The organism is Pseudanabaena sp. PCC 6802 (genome assembly GCF_000332175.1).
In the GTDB taxonomy this organism is placed as follows: Bacteria; Cyanobacteriota; Cyanobacteriia; order Pseudanabaenales; family Pseudanabaenaceae; genus PCC-6802.
In genome coordinates this window covers 2,619,531-2,634,975 of record NZ_KB235914.1, presented here as the reverse complement: position 1 = coordinate 2,634,975, position 15,445 = coordinate 2,619,531, and the positions used below count along the sequence as shown (strand labels likewise).

18 protein-coding genes are annotated in these 15,445 nt (G+C 47.1%); 15 read left to right on the top strand and 3 right to left on the bottom strand.

Annotated elements, in window-relative coordinates; genetic code table 11:
- Nucleotides 1-34: 34 nt before the first annotated feature.
- Nucleotides 35-3,211 carry a PAS domain-containing protein gene (locus PSE6802_RS0117790; RefSeq protein WP_019501398.1) on the bottom strand — a complete coding sequence of 1,059 codons (3,177 nt, stop codon included), beginning with the start codon at nucleotides 3,209-3,211 and terminating at the stop codon, nucleotides 35-37.
- Nucleotides 3,212-3,312: 101 nt separating this feature from the next.
- On the opposite strand from PSE6802_RS0117790, the gene PSE6802_RS0117785 reads away from it, so the two are divergent.
- The 6 genes from PSE6802_RS0117785 (at nucleotide 3,313) to PSE6802_RS0117760 (ending at nucleotide 6,828) form a co-directional block, all read left to right on the top strand.
- A complete protein-coding gene (locus PSE6802_RS0117785; protein WP_036946485.1) occupies nucleotides 3,313-3,738 on the top strand; it encodes an ExbD/TolR family protein in 426 nt (141 codons plus the stop codon).
- An 88-nt stretch (nucleotides 3,739-3,826) separates the two neighbouring features.
- Nucleotides 3,827-4,936, top strand: coding sequence for a TonB C-terminal domain-containing protein (locus tag PSE6802_RS0117780; protein WP_019501396.1), 1,110 nt, complete (start codon nucleotides 3,827-3,829; stop codon nucleotides 4,934-4,936).
- An 86-nt stretch (nucleotides 4,937-5,022) separates the two neighbouring features.
- A complete protein-coding gene (locus tag PSE6802_RS0117775; RefSeq protein WP_019501395.1) occupies nucleotides 5,023-5,424 on the top strand; it encodes an AbrB family transcriptional regulator in 402 nt (133 codons plus the stop codon).
- An 80-nt stretch (nucleotides 5,425-5,504) separates the two neighbouring features.
- Nucleotides 5,505-5,729 carry a type II toxin-antitoxin system HicA family toxin gene (locus PSE6802_RS0117770; RefSeq protein WP_026103379.1) on the top strand — a complete coding sequence of 75 codons (225 nt, stop codon included), beginning with the start codon at nucleotides 5,505-5,507 and terminating at the stop codon, nucleotides 5,727-5,729.
- Nucleotides 5,726-5,944 carry a type II toxin-antitoxin system HicB family antitoxin gene (locus PSE6802_RS0117765; RefSeq protein ID WP_019501393.1) on the top strand — a complete coding sequence of 73 codons (219 nt, stop codon included), beginning with the start codon at nucleotides 5,726-5,728 and terminating at the stop codon, nucleotides 5,942-5,944. Before PSE6802_RS0117770 ends, PSE6802_RS0117765 begins: the two co-directional genes overlap by 4 nt.
- Before the next feature lie 101 nt (nucleotides 5,945-6,045).
- Nucleotides 6,046-6,828, top strand: coding sequence for a TatD family hydrolase (locus tag PSE6802_RS0117760; protein WP_026103378.1), 783 nt, complete (start codon nucleotides 6,046-6,048; stop codon nucleotides 6,826-6,828).
- A gap of 11 nt (nucleotides 6,829-6,839) precedes the next feature.
- Here the strand turns inward: PSE6802_RS0117760 and PSE6802_RS0117755 are convergent, their stop codons facing one another.
- The gene (locus PSE6802_RS0117755; RefSeq protein WP_019501391.1) at nucleotides 6,840-8,066 is read right to left on the bottom strand and encodes an RNA-guided endonuclease InsQ/TnpB family protein; all 1,227 of its coding nucleotides are present in this window, start codon (nucleotides 8,064-8,066) and stop codon (nucleotides 6,840-6,842) included.
- 310 nt (nucleotides 8,067-8,376) lie between these two features.
- Between PSE6802_RS0117755 and PSE6802_RS0117745 the strand changes: the two genes are divergently transcribed.
- The 4 genes from PSE6802_RS0117745 to sixA are packed head-to-tail and all read left to right on the top strand — an operon-like array spanning nucleotide 8,377 to nucleotide 12,119.
- The gene (locus tag PSE6802_RS0117745) at nucleotides 8,377-10,329 is read left to right on the top strand and encodes an FAD-dependent oxidoreductase (protein ID WP_019501389.1); all 1,953 of its coding nucleotides are present in this window, start codon (nucleotides 8,377-8,379) and stop codon (nucleotides 10,327-10,329) included.
- A gap of 12 nt (nucleotides 10,330-10,341) precedes the next feature.
- Nucleotides 10,342-11,289: an NAD(P)H-dependent glycerol-3-phosphate dehydrogenase gene (locus PSE6802_RS33600; protein WP_019501388.1), complete on the top strand. Its 948-nt coding sequence runs from the start codon at nucleotides 10,342-10,344 to the stop codon at nucleotides 11,287-11,289.
- A complete protein-coding gene (locus PSE6802_RS0117735; RefSeq protein WP_019501387.1) occupies nucleotides 11,282-11,611 on the top strand; it encodes a translation initiation factor in 330 nt (109 codons plus the stop codon). Before PSE6802_RS33600 ends, PSE6802_RS0117735 begins: the two co-directional genes overlap by 8 nt.
- Before the next feature lie 10 nt (nucleotides 11,612-11,621).
- A complete protein-coding gene (gene sixA / locus PSE6802_RS0117730; RefSeq protein ID WP_019501386.1) occupies nucleotides 11,622-12,119 on the top strand; it encodes a phosphohistidine phosphatase SixA in 498 nt (165 codons plus the stop codon).
- On the opposite strand, the gene PSE6802_RS0117725 is transcribed toward sixA, so the two are convergent.
- Nucleotides 12,094-12,822 carry a C40 family peptidase gene (locus tag PSE6802_RS0117725; protein ID WP_019501385.1) on the bottom strand — a complete coding sequence of 243 codons (729 nt, stop codon included), beginning with the start codon at nucleotides 12,820-12,822 and terminating at the stop codon, nucleotides 12,094-12,096. The two genes, sixA and PSE6802_RS0117725, sit on opposite strands and share 26 nt — an antisense overlap.
- A gap of 12 nt (nucleotides 12,823-12,834) precedes the next feature.
- Here PSE6802_RS0117725 and PSE6802_RS29465 point away from each other — a divergent pair, with 12 nt between their 5' ends.
- From PSE6802_RS29465 to PSE6802_RS0117700, 5 genes are all read left to right on the top strand, one after another.
- Entirely contained in the window at nucleotides 12,835-13,119 is a 285-nt protein-coding gene (locus PSE6802_RS29465; protein WP_019501384.1) for a hypothetical protein, read from the top strand.
- The gene (locus tag PSE6802_RS0117715) at nucleotides 13,112-13,465 is read left to right on the top strand and encodes a type II toxin-antitoxin system PemK/MazF family toxin (RefSeq protein ID WP_019501383.1); all 354 of its coding nucleotides are present in this window, start codon (nucleotides 13,112-13,114) and stop codon (nucleotides 13,463-13,465) included. The genes PSE6802_RS29465 and PSE6802_RS0117715 overlap by 8 nt, the downstream gene beginning before the upstream one ends.
- A 155-nt stretch (nucleotides 13,466-13,620) precedes the next feature.
- Nucleotides 13,621-14,676, top strand: a complete 1,056-nt coding sequence (gene mnmA, locus PSE6802_RS0117710; RefSeq protein ID WP_019501382.1) for a tRNA 2-thiouridine(34) synthase MnmA — start codon at nucleotides 13,621-13,623, stop codon at nucleotides 14,674-14,676.
- A gap of 52 nt (nucleotides 14,677-14,728) precedes the next feature.
- On the top strand, nucleotides 14,729-15,019 hold the full coding sequence (locus tag PSE6802_RS0117705) for a type II toxin-antitoxin system Phd/YefM family antitoxin (protein WP_019501381.1): 291 nt from the start codon (nucleotides 14,729-14,731) through the stop codon (nucleotides 15,017-15,019).
- Entirely contained in the window at nucleotides 15,016-15,438 is a 423-nt protein-coding gene (locus PSE6802_RS0117700) for a type II toxin-antitoxin system VapC family toxin (protein ID WP_019501380.1), read from the top strand. Before PSE6802_RS0117705 ends, PSE6802_RS0117700 begins: the two co-directional genes overlap by 4 nt.
- Nucleotides 15,439-15,445: the final 7 nt, after the last annotated feature.

Below are 15,445 nucleotides of genomic sequence, written 5' to 3'. Positions count from 1 at the left end.
TTCCCCGTCAATCGTCAAATTATAGATGGCGCATTCATAGGTTATCCTCTGGCAGTGTTAGAAGTTGCTGGATTACACGCGTCAAATGTTTGAGCCTGATAGGCTTGTCCAGGTAATCAGTGGCTCCGGCGGCCAGGCAACGTTCGCGATCGCCACTCATCGCCAGTCCGGTTATAGCTACGATCGGCACGTTAACCAGGTTTGGATGCTGGCGGATCTGATGCATAGCTTCGATGCCATCGATTTCCGGCATTTGGATATCCATCAAAATCAGATCTGGGCAATTGGACCGTGCTAGAGCGATCGCCTCCCTCCCATTCCTTGCCAAAAGCATGCGGTAGCCTTTGGCTTCCAGATAACTGGAAACAGTGTAGATATTCGCTTCATTGTCTTCTGCTAGCAAAATCAAGGGAGAATCCTTTCGCTTTATTAGTTGGGCTGTACTGTTGATGGCACTGGAAGTATGCTGAAGGGGGGCAGGTGATAACGTGCTAGTGTAGGGAAGCTCGATCGTAAAGCAGGTTCCAACTCCAACTTCACTCGTGACTCCCACCCGTCCGCCGTGGAGTTCGACAATGCGCTTGACCAGCGACAATCCTAAACCCGTCCCTTCATATTTGCGGTTGAGGGCGCTGTCGATCTGGGTAAAGGGCTGAAACAGTTTGCTCATATCTTCTGCTGCAATACCGATACCTGTATCAGTTACAGCAATTCGCAGTTTGGGTGGGCTGTGGGTTGTGGGTTGTAGGCTATGGCTGACTTCTAGAGTAATGCATCCATTTGGCAAGGTAAATTTAACCGCATTACCGAGCAGGTTGATCAAGACCTGACGGACGCGTCTTTCATCTACTAATAAGTGGGGTAGATGGGCGGGCAATTTAAGCTCCAATTGGATGCGCTTGTTATGGGCTAGTTGTTTGATGAACCCCAGGCTGGATTTGCAGAGTACGGCTACGTCAACGCAAGTACGGTCTATCTCCATCCGTCCCGATTCAATTTTGGCGAGATCCAGAATGTCGCTGATGACTTCTAATAAATGATTCCCACTGCGCTCGATCGCTTTTAAGGCTTTAAGTTGCGGCTGGTTAGCTTCTCCAAAAACTCCCTCTTGCAAACCTTCAGTCATGCCTAGGATAGTATTGAGAGGGGTACGCAGTTCGTGGCTCATATTAGCAAGAAATTCGTCCTTAAGACGGTTGGCGCGCACAAGTTCCTGATAAATTTCTTGCAGTTCAGCCGTACGTTCTTGAACTTTGGTTTCTAGCTCCTGGTTGAGTCGCTGTAGTTGTTGCTCGGCTAATTTGCGATCGTTAATATCGATCAGAGAGCCAATGTAGCCTGTCACATTTCCCCATGCGTCGCGTTCGGCGACAACCTGTGCTAGCAACCAATTCAGCGACCCATCTGGATATAGTTGCCGCACCTCCTGCTGATAGGTGGCATCGCGATCGGTACTGGCTCGCTCCATAAGGGATTGCAATTGTTGGCGAACGATCTCGCGATCGTCGGGATAAATCGTCTCGATCCAATGACCTTGCAAGCACTTTTCTACAGGATGCTTGACCAGTTGCAGTACTTTTTCGTTGACGTACGTGCATTCGCCTGAAAGATCGTAACGAAAAATGCCCACTGGACTGACTTCGGATAGGAGCCGATAGAGTTCTTCACTCTTCTGTAATGCTAGTTCGGCTGCCTTGCGATCGCTAATATCCACCGCAGTTCCGATTAGTTGGCAGGGTTTCCCTTCCGCCGTACGCTTAAATATCTTATCTCGGCTGTGCAGCCAGCGCCACTCTCCATTCGCATGACGCATCCGATACTCAATATTCATCACGTCGGCATCGCTAGCTGTAAGGCATTTTTTCGCTTGCTTCGCGAGCAAGGGGAGATCGTCTGGATGAGCCAGATTGACAAATAAATTGCTGCCCATTGCCTGAATCTCTTCTGGAGAATATCCAAGAACTCTTGCGATCTGACCGTTGGAATAGATATTCCGTTGCTCCAACATGTCGTGGATGTAGAGAATAGCAGTGGTGGATTCGGCGATCTGGGTAATGAAGTGCTGCTGTTCTTGCAAGGCAGCGGTGCGGTCTGCAACTTTAACTTCTAGTTCTTGATTTAGTTGCAGGAGTTTTTGCTCGCTCTGCGAGCTTTCGATCGCAATGCCAATTAGATTGGACATCTGTCTTACTAAATCTAGTTCCTTGTCTGTTGGCGATCGCACTTCTCGGTAATACGTGCCGAATGCTCCCAACACGCGATCGTCGCTGGTAATAATGGGACTGGACCAGCAAGCTCGAAAGCCATATTGCAAGGCAACTTCTTTGTATTTCTGCCAGAAGGAATCGTTGGCAATATCGGTTGCGATTATCATTTCGCGGCGTAAGGCAGCCGCGCTACACGATCCCGCCCCTTCAGCGATTGATATCCCATCCGCAAGTTGGATATACTCCAGTGGGAGGCTGGGAGCAGCCAGGTGGTGCAGGCAATTCTCTGCATCTAGCAACATGATAGAGCAAAGTGCCCCATGCAGGCGGTTTTCGATGAACTTAATCAACGTATTCATGACCTCAAGCAATGGCTCATGCCTGACAATTTTAGCTAGCAGGATATTTTGCTCTTCTAATTGGGTTAACGTACATTCATAGGCTTCGGTATCCCCATTTTTGCTCGATTCATGGCAACTGAGAGCTTGCAGCAAACTTTCATGGGTCACCAGTCCGATTGGGCGATCGCGCTCGTCCAGGATGGGTAAATGACGAATGCAGAACTCCTGGAGTAGATTAACTGCTACTGTCAAATTCGTGAGATCGGACTCGCGCAGAGCGATCGCTAGCTGTGACATCACCTGCCGGACGGACAGAGTGTCAAGAGGTTGCGGTTCTGCGATCGCTCGCACCAGATCGCGTTCGGTCAGAATGCCGACCGCGCGATCCGCTGCCACTACCAACACGCAACTCGACCGGATCTCGTGGTGGAGGCGATCGCGTTGACTTACCTCTGGGTTAGCCGCATTTGTTTCGGGATCGCTGTGCGATCGCATGTCGTGCATTTGGGCGATCGCGTCGATTGCCTTGATATCCGGCGAGACGATGAGGGGATCGCGCACTACGGCAAACCACAGTTCTAGCGGGCTAAGGCAGGGGGCACCAAAGGACATGGGACGGTGGGGATAAGGTACGGCAAACTCACTATTAATTTTAACTGCCACTTAAAACCTCTGAGTCAAACCTGCAGTCTAAATTGCAGCTTAAAGGTACTAATCTTAAAGGTGATTGGATTTTATCGATCGCGCTTTCGGGTGAAGAAATCATGAAAATTCGCAATTACAATTCATCATCAAGTGCTGAAGTAAATGTTATCCCCCTACTTGATGTTGTATTTTCCATCCTGGCATTTTTTATGTTGCTGACAGCTGGACTATCGGAGCCTCCTAACATAGGTGTAGATCTGCCGCAATCGACTCGCAATCCACCCCAATCGAATAATTCGCTCCAGTCCGATATGCTGGTAATTACGCTTGATGCAACGAACGCAATCAGGATAGAGCGTCAGGTATTGCAACGTCCAGAATTAGAGCAACGGATTAAATTACATTTAGTACAATATCCCCAGGGGTTAATCGTGTTGAATGCAGAGGACAAATCGGTAAGCTATCAACAGGTAATAAATTTTTTAGAATATCTACGGAGAGTGGCAGGAGATCGGGTGGCGATCGCCACGTCCAAATCCCGATAATAACTAAGCTAGCAGTTCGGTCTACAAGTTATTTATTGCGATCTGGATCGATTTCAGTATCATTTTTCTATCACAAGGATGGAGCATAATGCCGTTTAAACCACTCAAGCCAACAGAGCAAAGCGATGGAGATATAGGAAAATCTAATGGATCTAATTTATCTAATGGCTCTAAAGTTAACGGATCTAAATCTAGCGTCGAGCAGGTCGAGCATTACAGCAACTATGGTACTGGCAAGCTAAAACTAGCAATTCACCAGCATAGTTTCTGGCTATTTTTAATTTTTTCAGCCACATTACATGCCTTGCTTTGGGTACTTACACCCAATCCCCTCAAGCAAACAGAAAAGCAAAAGTCTCCCGAGGATATAGAAGTAGTTGGCACAGTCCCAACCGTAAATTTACCTCAGAAAAAAATTCCCAATCCGTCAAAGTTGTCCCAGATCGCTAAACAGGATCTGCCTTCTCCTCAGAACAATGAAAATCCAGAAAATGTAAAATCGGCGATCGTAGATTTGCCGAAAAACGCATCGAAAAAAAGTGAGTCAGAAGAGGATAAAAAATCAGTTAAACCCGACAATAAACCCGCAGAATCAAAAAAATCAGCAGACAAAGTTACCCCAAAAACTGAACCTAAATCTGAATCTCAAAACGAACCCAGTTCCGACCAACTTGACGATCTCGCAAATAAAAAAACTACCCAGCCGGATAATACCCTCGACCAAAAAACTGAATCTCAAAATAAAAACGATAAGCAAGCCGATCCAACCGCAGAGCGAAACGCAGAACCAGCTACCGCAGGTGCCACGCTCAGTCAGGATCAATTTCGCAGCCAGTTTGGCAAAATCTATGCTGAATATGCCATTAAATACGGCAAAGAAAATGTCGTACAGCGCATAATTCCTTCTCCTCAAGAAACTACCGTATCTCAAGTATCGCAATCTATAGAGCCAGGGATTAACTGGATACCACCTGTAGAGCAACCAAAATCTCTAGATCTAAAGGGCAAGAATACCAAGGTAACTGTCACGTTGATCGTTGCACCCGATGGCAAGATTGAGAAAAAATGGATGTTCTCAAGCAAGAATAGTAATGTTGACGAGATCGTCAAAAAAACAGTGAAAGGCTATGAAAGTAAATTTGCACCTTTAGAAGGTAAGATTCGTATTGTTACTATTAGCTACGATTTTCCTGGGTGATGAAATGAATTAATAATTGACAGTTGATAATTGTCAATTGTGCCAATATTTCGCTATTCTGAATAAATGTTATTATTCTTGTAGCCATGACAGATATTTCAACTGTTCCACTAACAGGTAAGGCTTTACTCCAAAAAGCAAAAGAAGTTAACCATCTTCCAAAGCGAGAGCAAGCAAAATACTGCGGCTATTTCTCCCGTGGCAAAGACAACCAGGAGCGAGTCAACCTGACAGAATTTTATGAAGCGCTAATTGCTGCCAACGGCTTTTCTTTGGATCCAGAACAAACCAAAGATGGTAGGGGACGGGCACCTACTAATCGCGTCAGCGTGCATAAAAACGGACAGATTGTAATTGGCGCAACCTACACGCAATCGATGGGTTTAAACCCAGGCGACGAGTTTGAAATCAAGTTAGGCTATAAACACATTCATCTAATACCCATTGAAGCTAAGGAGAAAAACACACCCCACAAAAAAGCGTCTTAAATCTGCACTAACTAGTAAATATGCGATCGCCTATAATTGCTTAACTTTGAAGGTTTAGTTGCCATTAGATGGCTAAATCTATGCCTAGAAAAATTAGAGAGTTGAAAGCTCAAATTGCGCGTGAAGGATTTGTGTATTTACCCAAACGCGGTAAAGGTAGTCATGAACGCTGGCGGCATCCTTTGCTTCGCAAGACACTAACGATTTCAGGTAAAGATGGAGATGACGTGCCAATTTATCTAGAAAAGCAATTAGCCCAGCTATTAAGTGAACTAGAAGATCTTAGAGAAGATAAGAATTTATGAACCGATATAGCATGATTGTCCAGTGGTCTGATGAAGATCGGCTTTTCCTAGTTACGATTCCAGAATTTGCAGATCTTGTGGTTATGCCTTGTACCTATGGCAAAACTCGTGAAGAGGCAATCCGAAACGGCGAAGAAGTAATCGAAATGTACTTAGAGGCTTGGCAAGCAGAAAATGAATCTATTCCTGAACCCAGTACATTGCAAATCGCTTGACTTCACTGTTGTTGCGCGTGCAGCGTAACAATTGCGTGTAACTTAACAAAGCATTACACTTTGTTAAGCTAAGTCTTTGTTATCTGGTAATGCAAAACGTTATGCAACTTGTCGATACTCACGTTCATGTTAATTTCAAGGACTTTTTACCAGATCTAGAAGACGTAAGATCGAGATGGCAAAAAGTAGGGGTAACGCGATTAGTACATTCGTGTGTCACTCCTGGTGAGTTTCAAGAAATCCAGTCGATCGCCGATAAATTTCCAGAACTCAGCTTTGCGGTTGGCCTGCACCCTCTCGACGCTCGCATGTGGCATAGCGATATGGAGGCGCAAATTCGCGAACTGGCTCAGAGCGATCGCCGTGTAGTGGCGATCGGCGAAACGGGGCTGGATTTTTACAAAGCGGAAAATCAGACCGAGCAGATGGAGTCATTTCGTCGACAGTTGGCGATCGCCAGAGATCTGGATTTACCTGCAATTATCCATTGCCGCGATGCTGCGTCTGCTACCTGCGAGGTTTTGCAAGAATTTAATGCCCTCAATCCCGAGCGCCCCGCCCGTGGCGTGATGCACTGCTGGGCTGGAACGCCAGAGGAAACGCAATGGTTTCTCGATTTGGGCATGTATATCAGTTTTAGCGGCGTAGTCACGTTCAAAAATGCCGCTAATTTGCAGGAGTCCGCCAGGATTGTGAGTAGCGATCGCCTCCTCATCGAAACCGATTGTCCGTTTTTGGCACCCGTACCCAAGCGCGGCAAGCGTAACGAACCATCCTATGTTTTGCACGTAGCTGAGAAGTTGGCAGAACTACGCGGTGAGACACTGGAAACGTTGGCAGAGCAAACAACTGCTAATGCTTATCGATTGTTCAACTTAGGTTGACACTCTCAGGTCTAAAGACACTGAGATTCTTGGTTCGCTGACTCGCCGTTAGACGACAGGTTCACACCAATCGCCCAAGAGGGCAAATCTCCCCAAGCGTAAGTTCCGGTATGCCCTACCGTACTGAGTCCTAGTCTTAGAATGTTGACTGCTGCATTGACATCTCTATCTTCTACATATCCACAATGTGGACAAACATGAGTCCTAGTAGACAGAGATTTTTTAACTTTCTTGCCACAGCTTGAGCAGTTTTGGCTTGTGTTGTGAGGAGGAACAGCAACTGTTACCTTCCCATACTTGTGACCAAAATATTCTAACCATGACCTAAAGGTTGACCAACCAGCATCAGATATTGATTTAGCTAGATTTCGATGGCGTACCAAGCCTTTGACATTCAAGTCTTCATAGACGACCAAATCGTTAGATTGGATGACGGAATATGCAACTCGCTTGCAATACTCTTTTCGTTGCCTACTTACCCTTAAATGCTTACGGGCATATCTATTTCTAGCTTTGTGGTAGTTGATTGATTGTTTTTGGTTAGCTTTGTTTCTGTCTTTGCTGAACTTCTTGGATTTTTTGCGGTTAGCTCGATTAAGCTGTTTCTCAGATTTGCGGTAAAACTGGGGCGATTGTTCTACATTACCTTTGTTGTCGGCAATGAAATATTTCAATCCCAAGTCAATACCAACTATCTGGTTGGTCGGTTGTGTTTCGACTGTGATATTAACGTCAATTGCAAATTGAGCATAATAGCCATCAGCACGACGCACCAACCGGACACGCTTAATCTGTTTGATATCGTAGTAATTCAAGTCATAGGTTCCCTTTAGTTTCAAAGTTCCTATTCCTTTTTTGTCTGAGAAAGTTATGGCTTTTCTAGTATCCGAAAGCTTCCATCCTGACGTTTTATATTCAACAGAACGACAGTTTTTCTTAAACTTTGGATACCCCTTTTTGCCCTTAACTTTCCTTTTACAGTTATTGTAAAACCGAGATATTGCACTCCAAGCACGTTCAGCAGCAGATTGCCTAGCCATTGAATTGAGTTCATCGGCAAAAGGAAATTCAGCAGCCAACACAGCACAATATTTATTAAGGTCGTATTTACCAATCTTTTTGTTATCCATCCAATAGCGTAAAGCTTTATTTTGGATGAATTGGCTAGTACGAATAGCGTCATCTATTGCATGATATTGCTTGTCTTTTCCTTTGACCTTGAACTCGTAAATTATCATCGGCTCGACCTAACCAACTACAATGTTATGCTAGCATACTTCGTATAAAAATGTGCAAAGCTAACTTAAAGATTACGGCGATTAAAATCGCACGAGTCGCTTATATCTCAGGTTTTAAGACTCTGAGTTTTACGCTTACCGAAAAGTTTTATAAGGTGCGATCGTCTATTGTCCAGACGATTTACACGAAAAATATGCAGATTGCTGGATCGCTAATCGGGGACGTGAAATGTAGTAAAAGACATAGACCTGTGAAATGGAGCTATGTTATGCTCGCATTCGGTGTTGAGAAAATTGTGATGTTTTTTATATGAGTGCTAATAGTGAAGGTGAGCAGTCTGGGTTGTCTGCTGACGATCGCCGAGCTAAGCGCCCGCGTTTGTATATATCTAAACTTGGTAAAGTAGCTCTTCTGGCTTTTTTCCTGGTAGCCGGGTTTAATCTCGCCACCAGAGTGGCTGCAATCGTTGGTTATGCAGAGCCGTTCTTATCGACTAACGGCGATCGCACCTCTAATAATTTGCCTGCTATTAATCCAAATTTTAACGATCGGGGTGAGACGTGGGAATGCGAGGTAATCGTGGTTGGGGGGTCATTGGGGGGAGTTGCTGCTGCCTATCATGCCATGCAGGCTGGCGCTACAACTTGTTTAATCGAGCTTACTCCCATGCTAGGCGGACAGGTTAGCTCGCAGGGGGTATCCGCGATCGACGAGTCAGAACTCATGCGTAAAGACCAGATATTTTCTGCTAGCTGGAATTATTTTAAGCAGTCGATCTCCCAACAATCTTCACTGCCGACAAAGTCAATTTTCCTAAACTCGGGATATAAGTCGGTCGCAGAAACGAATAGTTGTTGGGTGGGGGATCTTTGCTTTGCTCCTACAGCGGGTGCCGCCGCTGCCAAACAATTATTGCAAGAAGCTATGGAGCGATCGCCAAACAGCCGTTGGGTGACAGAGACCGCTTTTAAGGGCGTGGAATTCGATCCTAGCGGCAAGCAGATCGTTTCGGTCTACGCGGTAAAACGAAAAGCACGCGATCGCAACTATATCCCTCAAGGCAGGCTATCCCAGGAGCTTGCTTCCTGGTATGCCTGGGAAAGCGATGATGTATTTGAGAAGTTTCCCATACGCTTGCAAGCCCCGCCTGGTAAGCGCGCGATCGTAATCGACGCAACAGACACTGGCGAGCTAGTGGGATGGGCAAATATTCCCCACCGCCTTGGTTCAGAGAGTTTCGCTACTACGGGCGAACCCCATGCACGCGCTGATAACCCTGACTGTACCCAAGCTTTTACATACCCATTTGTCCTGGCGATCGGTGACGATGGAGGAGTATCCCGCCGGCGTTTATCGCAGATTAAGTCGGGATATCCCAAAGCAGAACATCGCCAGGACTTTAATTTTGGTAATTATCCCATGATGGAAGGGCGCAGTTTTTTCAACTATCGCCGCATCATCAGTACCACTCGCAATAATCCCAATTGGGATGCACCAGTTCTCGGTGACATGACCATTGTCAACTGGAATCCTGGTAATGATTGGGGTGTGATGAATCCTCCCTCGATCATGAAAAGTTCTGAAATCCTAGCTTCAGGGCAGGATAAGGATTGGTTGGGTGGTTTAAACGTAAAAGCTCTCAGTCATGGAGAAGATCGAGCGTTCTTATTCTCGGAATGGTTGATGGAACAAACTAGCGTACCGCTCAAGCATCTCTCCGGGCAGGATACCCCCATGCCCACGCAGTCGGGTCTAAGCATATATCCATACATCAGAGAAGGTAGGCGTATCCTGGGACGACCCGCCTACGGTCAGTCGCAGTTCTTTCTCCGCGAACAGGATATTCGCATCGATCTTGCCGGTGGAAGGGATTTTAGTGCCTCTGCAGTTGGCATCACTCACTATGCTGTAGATATGCACGGCTGTAGCTATCGCGATCGCAAACTGTCGGGAGAAGCTAGCTCTGCTGCCACTTCAGAACACTCAGTACGACCGATTGCGATTCCGTTGGAGAGCCTGATTCCCCAGAAAGTCGATAATCTATTGATCGGTGGCAAATCGATTGCGGTCAGCCATATCGTCAATGGTGCGACGAGGGTACATGTAGGAGAATGGGTCGCTGGCTCAGCCGCAGGTACAACCGCTGCATGGCTGATTAAGCAGCAAAATAATGCCATAATGCCCTATGAGATTGTTGCCAAGGGTCTGATGCCCAAATTGCAGGAGTACATGCGATCGCAAGGCATCACGTTTAATTTGTAGGTCAGGAGTATCTTGGATCGGGTAATTAAAGTAACTGTAATTGGCGGCGGAGCATGGGGCACGGCCCTATCAAAGCTAGCAGCGGCAAACGGCCATAACGTGACGTTGTGGTCGCGCCAAAGTTCGCAAACACTGGCAGAGGCAGTTAGCGATCGCGACGCGATCGTATCCGCTGTTTCGATGAAGGGAGTAGCCGCGACCGCCGCGCAAATGCAGGGTCTGGACGTAAAACCCAATGCCATTTTAGTGAGCGCGACCAAAGGACTGGACCCGATCGCCAGCCAGACCCCATCGCAAATATGGCAGAAAGCTTTACCCCATAATCCTATCGTGGTTCTATCCGGCCCTAACTTGTCGGCTGAGATTATGGCGGGACTGCCCGCGGCCACGGTGGTTGCCAGTACCGTACCCGAGGCAGCGCAGCTAGTACAAACAGTATTTGCCTCTCGCAATTTCCGCATCTATACCAACTCCGATCCCATAGGCGTAGAGCTAGGCGGAACTTTGAAAAACGTCATTGCGATCGCGGTGGGGGTATGCGACGGCCTCCAATTGGGTGCCAATGCGAAGGCGGCATTAATTACGCGATCGCTGACGGAAATCATCCGTGTCGGCCTTTATTTTGGCGCTCAACCCGAAACATTTTGGGGCTTGTCCGGTTTGGGAGATTTACTCGCTACCTGCAATAGCAACCTCAGCCGCAACTACCGCGTTGGCTACGGTCTGGCTCAGGGTAAAACCCTGGATCGGGTGCTATCAGAAATTGAGGGTACAGCGGAAGGCGTAAATACTGCCAACGTTCTGATCGAGCTAGCCAACCGCGAAGGCATTACCGTACCCGTTTCGCGTTATGTCTATCGTCTCTTACACGCAGAAATCACTCCTCAACAGGCGGTTGAGGGTTTGATGGAGCGAGAACTCAAGCCGGAACTGCAAGCATGGATATCAAGTGATGAGTAAAAATAAGATTGTCTATCGAGAGTTTGGTGCGCCTGAACCAGAAGAGGATGCCGACTCCTCAACCGCAGACTTGCCGCCGCAGCAACAAAATATACGCGTGCAAGCGTCGCGCAAAGGTAGGGGTGGCAAAACCGTAACTGTAGTCTCAGGTTTTCAAACTAAGCCCGAAACGCTGGCCGCCTTAGGCAAGCAACTTAAAAACCACTGCGGTGCGGGTGGGACAGTTAAAGGTAACGAAATTGAAATTCAGGGCGATTGCAGTCAAAAAATTTTGCAATTTCTGCTCAAACTAGGCTACAAAGCCAAAATTAGCGGAGGCTAGCCCCAAAAATATGCCATTGAGTTTATACTTAATCCGTCATGGAATTGCCCAGGAACGCAGCGATCGCATTGCAGATCGAGAGCGCTGCTTAACTGATGAAGGTCGTAAAAAAACTCGACAGGTCGCCAAAAAACTGTTCGATCTGGGCTTAAGGCTCGATCTGATCCAAACCAGCCCGCTGATTAGGGCAAAACAAACAGCAGATATATTTGAAAGCAGCGGTTTTGACTGCCCAATTGAGATATCCTACGATCTAGCGCCAGAAGGTAGCTTCGATCTGTGGCTCCAGTGGTTTTTGGAATGGCGAAAACTAGGGAAAACTTCTTTAGGTCTGGTTGGGCACGAGCCGGACTTGAGCAGTTGGGCTGAGTTTTTGATGTGGGGTCAGGTGCAGGGCGCATTGGTTCTGAAGAAGGCGGGCGCGATCGGCTTATCTGTTCCAGATGTAGAGCACCCAGTGGGAAATAGCTTGATGTTCTTTCTCATTCCACCGAAGTTATTAATTTAGGCTGAAAGCATGTTGTTACGCGCCCTGCACCGCGTATTTGCGCTTTGTACCAATCTGCAACGCGATTTCCTCCTGCCAGTGGATCGATGCCGATGCCGTTGCGACCGCGATCTCGACCAGAACTGTGAACGTACTTTCCTTCACCTAAATACATGCCAACATGCGTGGCTTTCTCAGTGCTGCCAAAGAAGATGAGATCGCCAGGTGCGAGCGCGTCGAGCGCGATCGCGCTGCCCGTTACATTCACAAATGCCTCCTGCTGATATGCGTCGCGAGGAATCCATATACCCGCAGACACAAAAGCAGCTTGCATCAATCCCGAACAGTCATAATTGGGTGGGACAGTACCGCCCCACAGGTACTCGTTTGGTTGCTGCATGGCTGTTTGGATGTAATTAATAACGCTGGGCATGCGTTCTCTAATTTGTGCAGGGGTTAGGGATTTGGGAGGAGCATAACTTTCTGGTTCTATAGCTTCTAAGTTTGGGAAATCCCGCGATCGCACATATCCCATATAGCCATCTTCCAGAAGTTGCACTTGTCCATCACCTATAATTTTCAAGTATCGATTAGCTGACATTTGCGTAGCAAGTTTGTCTAGATCTAACGAATCGTAGATATTAATGGTGGCAATGCTGCGGTAGAACATGAGATTTAACAGAAATTTGATTAAAGGACAAGTTTTGATAAATGCTATAGTCATAAGTAGTTTCTAATGTTTAAGACAATGATGCAATTAGAAATTTTAGAAGCCCTAAAGCATATATCGAATGAAGAGCGCATTCTTGTTATTGAAACTGCTGCTCGTTTGATGCGAGAAGAAGCAAAGAATAAAGAACTGCGTAAAGCTGAACAGCATCGGCGGTTAGAAATGGCGGCTCAAGCAGCACTGCCAGATTATGAAGAAGGTGGTACATTACATGACTTATGGGCATCTGATAAAACAGATTATGACCGTGAAGATGAGCCATCAGACACTAAAGTAGTGGCTAATGCATAGGGGAGATATCTGGCTAGTGAGACTCGATCCCACCGTGGGAGCTGAGATTGGTAAAACTCGTCCTGTGGTTATTGTGAGCGACGATCGAATTGGAATTTTGCCTCTCAAAGTGGTTGTTCCAATTACAGAATGGCAAATGCGATATGCAGATAGGGATTGGATGGTGCAGTTAAAGCCTAGCCCTGAGAATGGTTTGAGCAAGCGATCGGCTGCCGATGCATTTCAGGTCAGCTCGGTTTCTACGGAAAGGTTTGTGTCAAAGCTGGGTAGACTCTCTGAGGAAGCTATGAAAGCTGTTACTTTAGCCTTAGCGTTAGTAATAGCTCTAGACTCCAAACTATTGTGATGATTTATTAATTGCAGGATGAACCTGCTGCCGTCAGCGATCGCTTCTCTCACCTCCAAGCTAAAATCCGTCAAGATATTCTCTCTATTTGAGCTAAAGTGAATTATGTATTGTCGATGTTGTCGCCCGTTTATTCTAGGGCTTGATTTAGAGTCATGGCGGAAAAGGTAGTGGTTGGTTTGTCCGGTGGCGTGGATAGTTCTGTGGCAGCAGCTTTGCTCCATCGGCAGGGCTATGATGTTACTGGTTTGACGCTGTGGTTGATGCGCGGCAAGGGACAGTGCTGCTCCGAAGGTATGGTTGATGCCGCCCGTATTTGCGAACAGTTAGGCATCCCCCACGAGATTGTCGATAGCCGCGATGTCTTCGAGCAAAATATTATTAACTATCTCGTGACGGGCTATGCGGCTGGCAGTACGCCTTTACCCTGTTCTCGCTGCAACAAAGCCGTCAAGTTTGGGCCCATGCTGCAATATGCCCAGGACACTTTAGGCATTGCCAAAATTGCTACGGGACACTACGCTCGCGTTAGTTACGATCCCGAATCGGGACGGCATCAGTTAAGGCGGGCAGTCGATCGCGCCAAAGATCAATCCTATTTCCTCTACGAAGTACCTCAGGAAGAGCTAGGTCGTTGCCTATTTCCCCTCGGCGATCGCACCAAAGTCGAAACGCGCCAGATCGCGGCGGAATTCGGGCTGGCTACAGCCGATAAACCGGAAAGCCAGGATCTTTGCCTGGTGGAGTCCCACGGCTCCATGCGCGATTTCCTCGATAAATATCTCGCGCCCCGCAAAGGCAATATTGTCGATACGCAGGGCAAGGTTTTAGGCGAGCATGATGGCACGCACCACTACACGATCGGTCAGCGTAAGGGATTGGGCGTGGCTGCGGCACATCCGCTCTACGTAGTGGCGATCGACCCTGGCAAGAATGAGGTGATTGTGGGCGATCTCGATGCGGCGCAGGATAAGGAATGCACTATTTCTCAAATCAATTGGGTATCGATGGCACCAACCAGCAACCCCATCCGCGCTGCCGTGCAAATTCGCTATCGCACTCCACCTGCGATCGCCACAATTGTGCCTATAGATAATGGCAATCGCGCTCGGATTATGTTTGACGAGCCACAATTCAGCATTACGCCAGGGCAAGCTGCTGTTTGGTATGCTGACGATTTAGTCCTGGCTGGAGGTTTAATCGACCCTTAATTTGTAGTAAGATAGCCATGTATATAGCCATCTTAGGCGATGAGGTTTTGATATGACTAAGCCATTAGATCGATATTCCATCGCTCAGGTTCGCGATCGCCTCACTAGAATCGTGCACGATGTCGAGAAAGGGCAATCTGTAGAAATAACACGACGAGGTAAGCCTGTAGCAGTAATCTTGTCAGTTGATGAATACGAGAGAGTCATTTCAGGAAAGATTGGGTTCGGCAAGTCTCTAGAGAAATTTCGCCAGGACATGAAGATTGAGGAACTGGGAATAAATCCTGATGAAATTTTTGGTAACCTGCGCGATCGCTCTCCTGGACGAGAGGTGACCCTGTGACTGGGTTGCGATTTCTACTCGATACAAATATTCTATCGGAGCCGCTACGCCCTCACCCCAATCCTAATGTGATGGCAATGCTGGCGGAGCACGATACAGAAATTGCTACAGCTACGGTTGTTTACCATGAAATGCTATTTGGACGCGATCTTTTACCAGAATCAAAAAAACGCCGTGCGCTTGAGCTATACCTGCAAAGAGAGATAGAAGCAAAACTACCTGTTCTACCCTACGATCTGCTAGCGGCTCAATGGCATGCTTCGGAACGAGCCAGGTTAGTTAAGCTAGGTAAAACCCCCTCTTTTGCTGATGGACAAATTGCCGCGATCTCACAGGCTAACGATCTGATTTTAGTTACGAATAATAAAGTGGATTTTGAAAGCTTCCTAGATCTTCAACTTGAAAACTGGTTTGCCTAATCTCCTG

Excerpts from the sequence above, each read along its gene's own strand:
- PSE6802_RS0117785 (WP_036946485.1), top strand. The coding sequence starts at position 3,313 with ATGAAAATTCGCAATTACAATTCATCATCAAGTGCTGAAGTAAATGTT.
- PSE6802_RS0117780 (WP_019501396.1), top strand. The coding sequence starts at position 3,827 with ATGCCGTTTAAACCACTCAAGCCAACAGAGCAAAGCGATGGAGATATA.
- PSE6802_RS0117775 (WP_019501395.1), top strand. The coding sequence starts at position 5,023 with ATGACAGATATTTCAACTGTTCCACTAACAGGTAAGGCTTTACTCCAA.
- PSE6802_RS0117770 (WP_026103379.1), top strand. The coding sequence starts at position 5,505 with ATGCCTAGAAAAATTAGAGAGTTGAAAGCTCAAATTGCGCGTGAAGGA.
- PSE6802_RS0117765 (WP_019501393.1), top strand. The coding sequence starts at position 5,726 with ATGAACCGATATAGCATGATTGTCCAGTGGTCTGATGAAGATCGGCTT.
- PSE6802_RS0117760 (WP_026103378.1), top strand. The coding sequence starts at position 6,046 with ATGCAACTTGTCGATACTCACGTTCATGTTAATTTCAAGGACTTTTTA.
- PSE6802_RS0117755 (WP_019501391.1), bottom strand. The coding sequence starts at position 8,066 with ATGATAATTTACGAGTTCAAGGTCAAAGGAAAAGACAAGCAATATCAT.
- PSE6802_RS0117745 (WP_019501389.1), top strand. The coding sequence starts at position 8,377 with ATGAGTGCTAATAGTGAAGGTGAGCAGTCTGGGTTGTCTGCTGACGAT.
- PSE6802_RS0117735 (WP_019501387.1), top strand. The coding sequence starts at position 11,282 with ATGAGTAAAAATAAGATTGTCTATCGAGAGTTTGGTGCGCCTGAACCA.
- sixA (WP_019501386.1), top strand. The coding sequence starts at position 11,622 with ATGCCATTGAGTTTATACTTAATCCGTCATGGAATTGCCCAGGAACGC.
- PSE6802_RS0117725 (WP_019501385.1), bottom strand. The coding sequence starts at position 12,822 with ATGACTATAGCATTTATCAAAACTTGTCCTTTAATCAAATTTCTGTTA.
- PSE6802_RS29465 (WP_019501384.1), top strand. The coding sequence starts at position 12,835 with ATGTTTAAGACAATGATGCAATTAGAAATTTTAGAAGCCCTAAAGCAT.
- PSE6802_RS0117715 (WP_019501383.1), top strand. The coding sequence starts at position 13,112 with ATGCATAGGGGAGATATCTGGCTAGTGAGACTCGATCCCACCGTGGGA.
- mnmA (WP_019501382.1), top strand. The coding sequence starts at position 13,621 with ATGGCGGAAAAGGTAGTGGTTGGTTTGTCCGGTGGCGTGGATAGTTCT.
- PSE6802_RS0117705 (WP_019501381.1), top strand. The coding sequence starts at position 14,729 with ATGACTAAGCCATTAGATCGATATTCCATCGCTCAGGTTCGCGATCGC.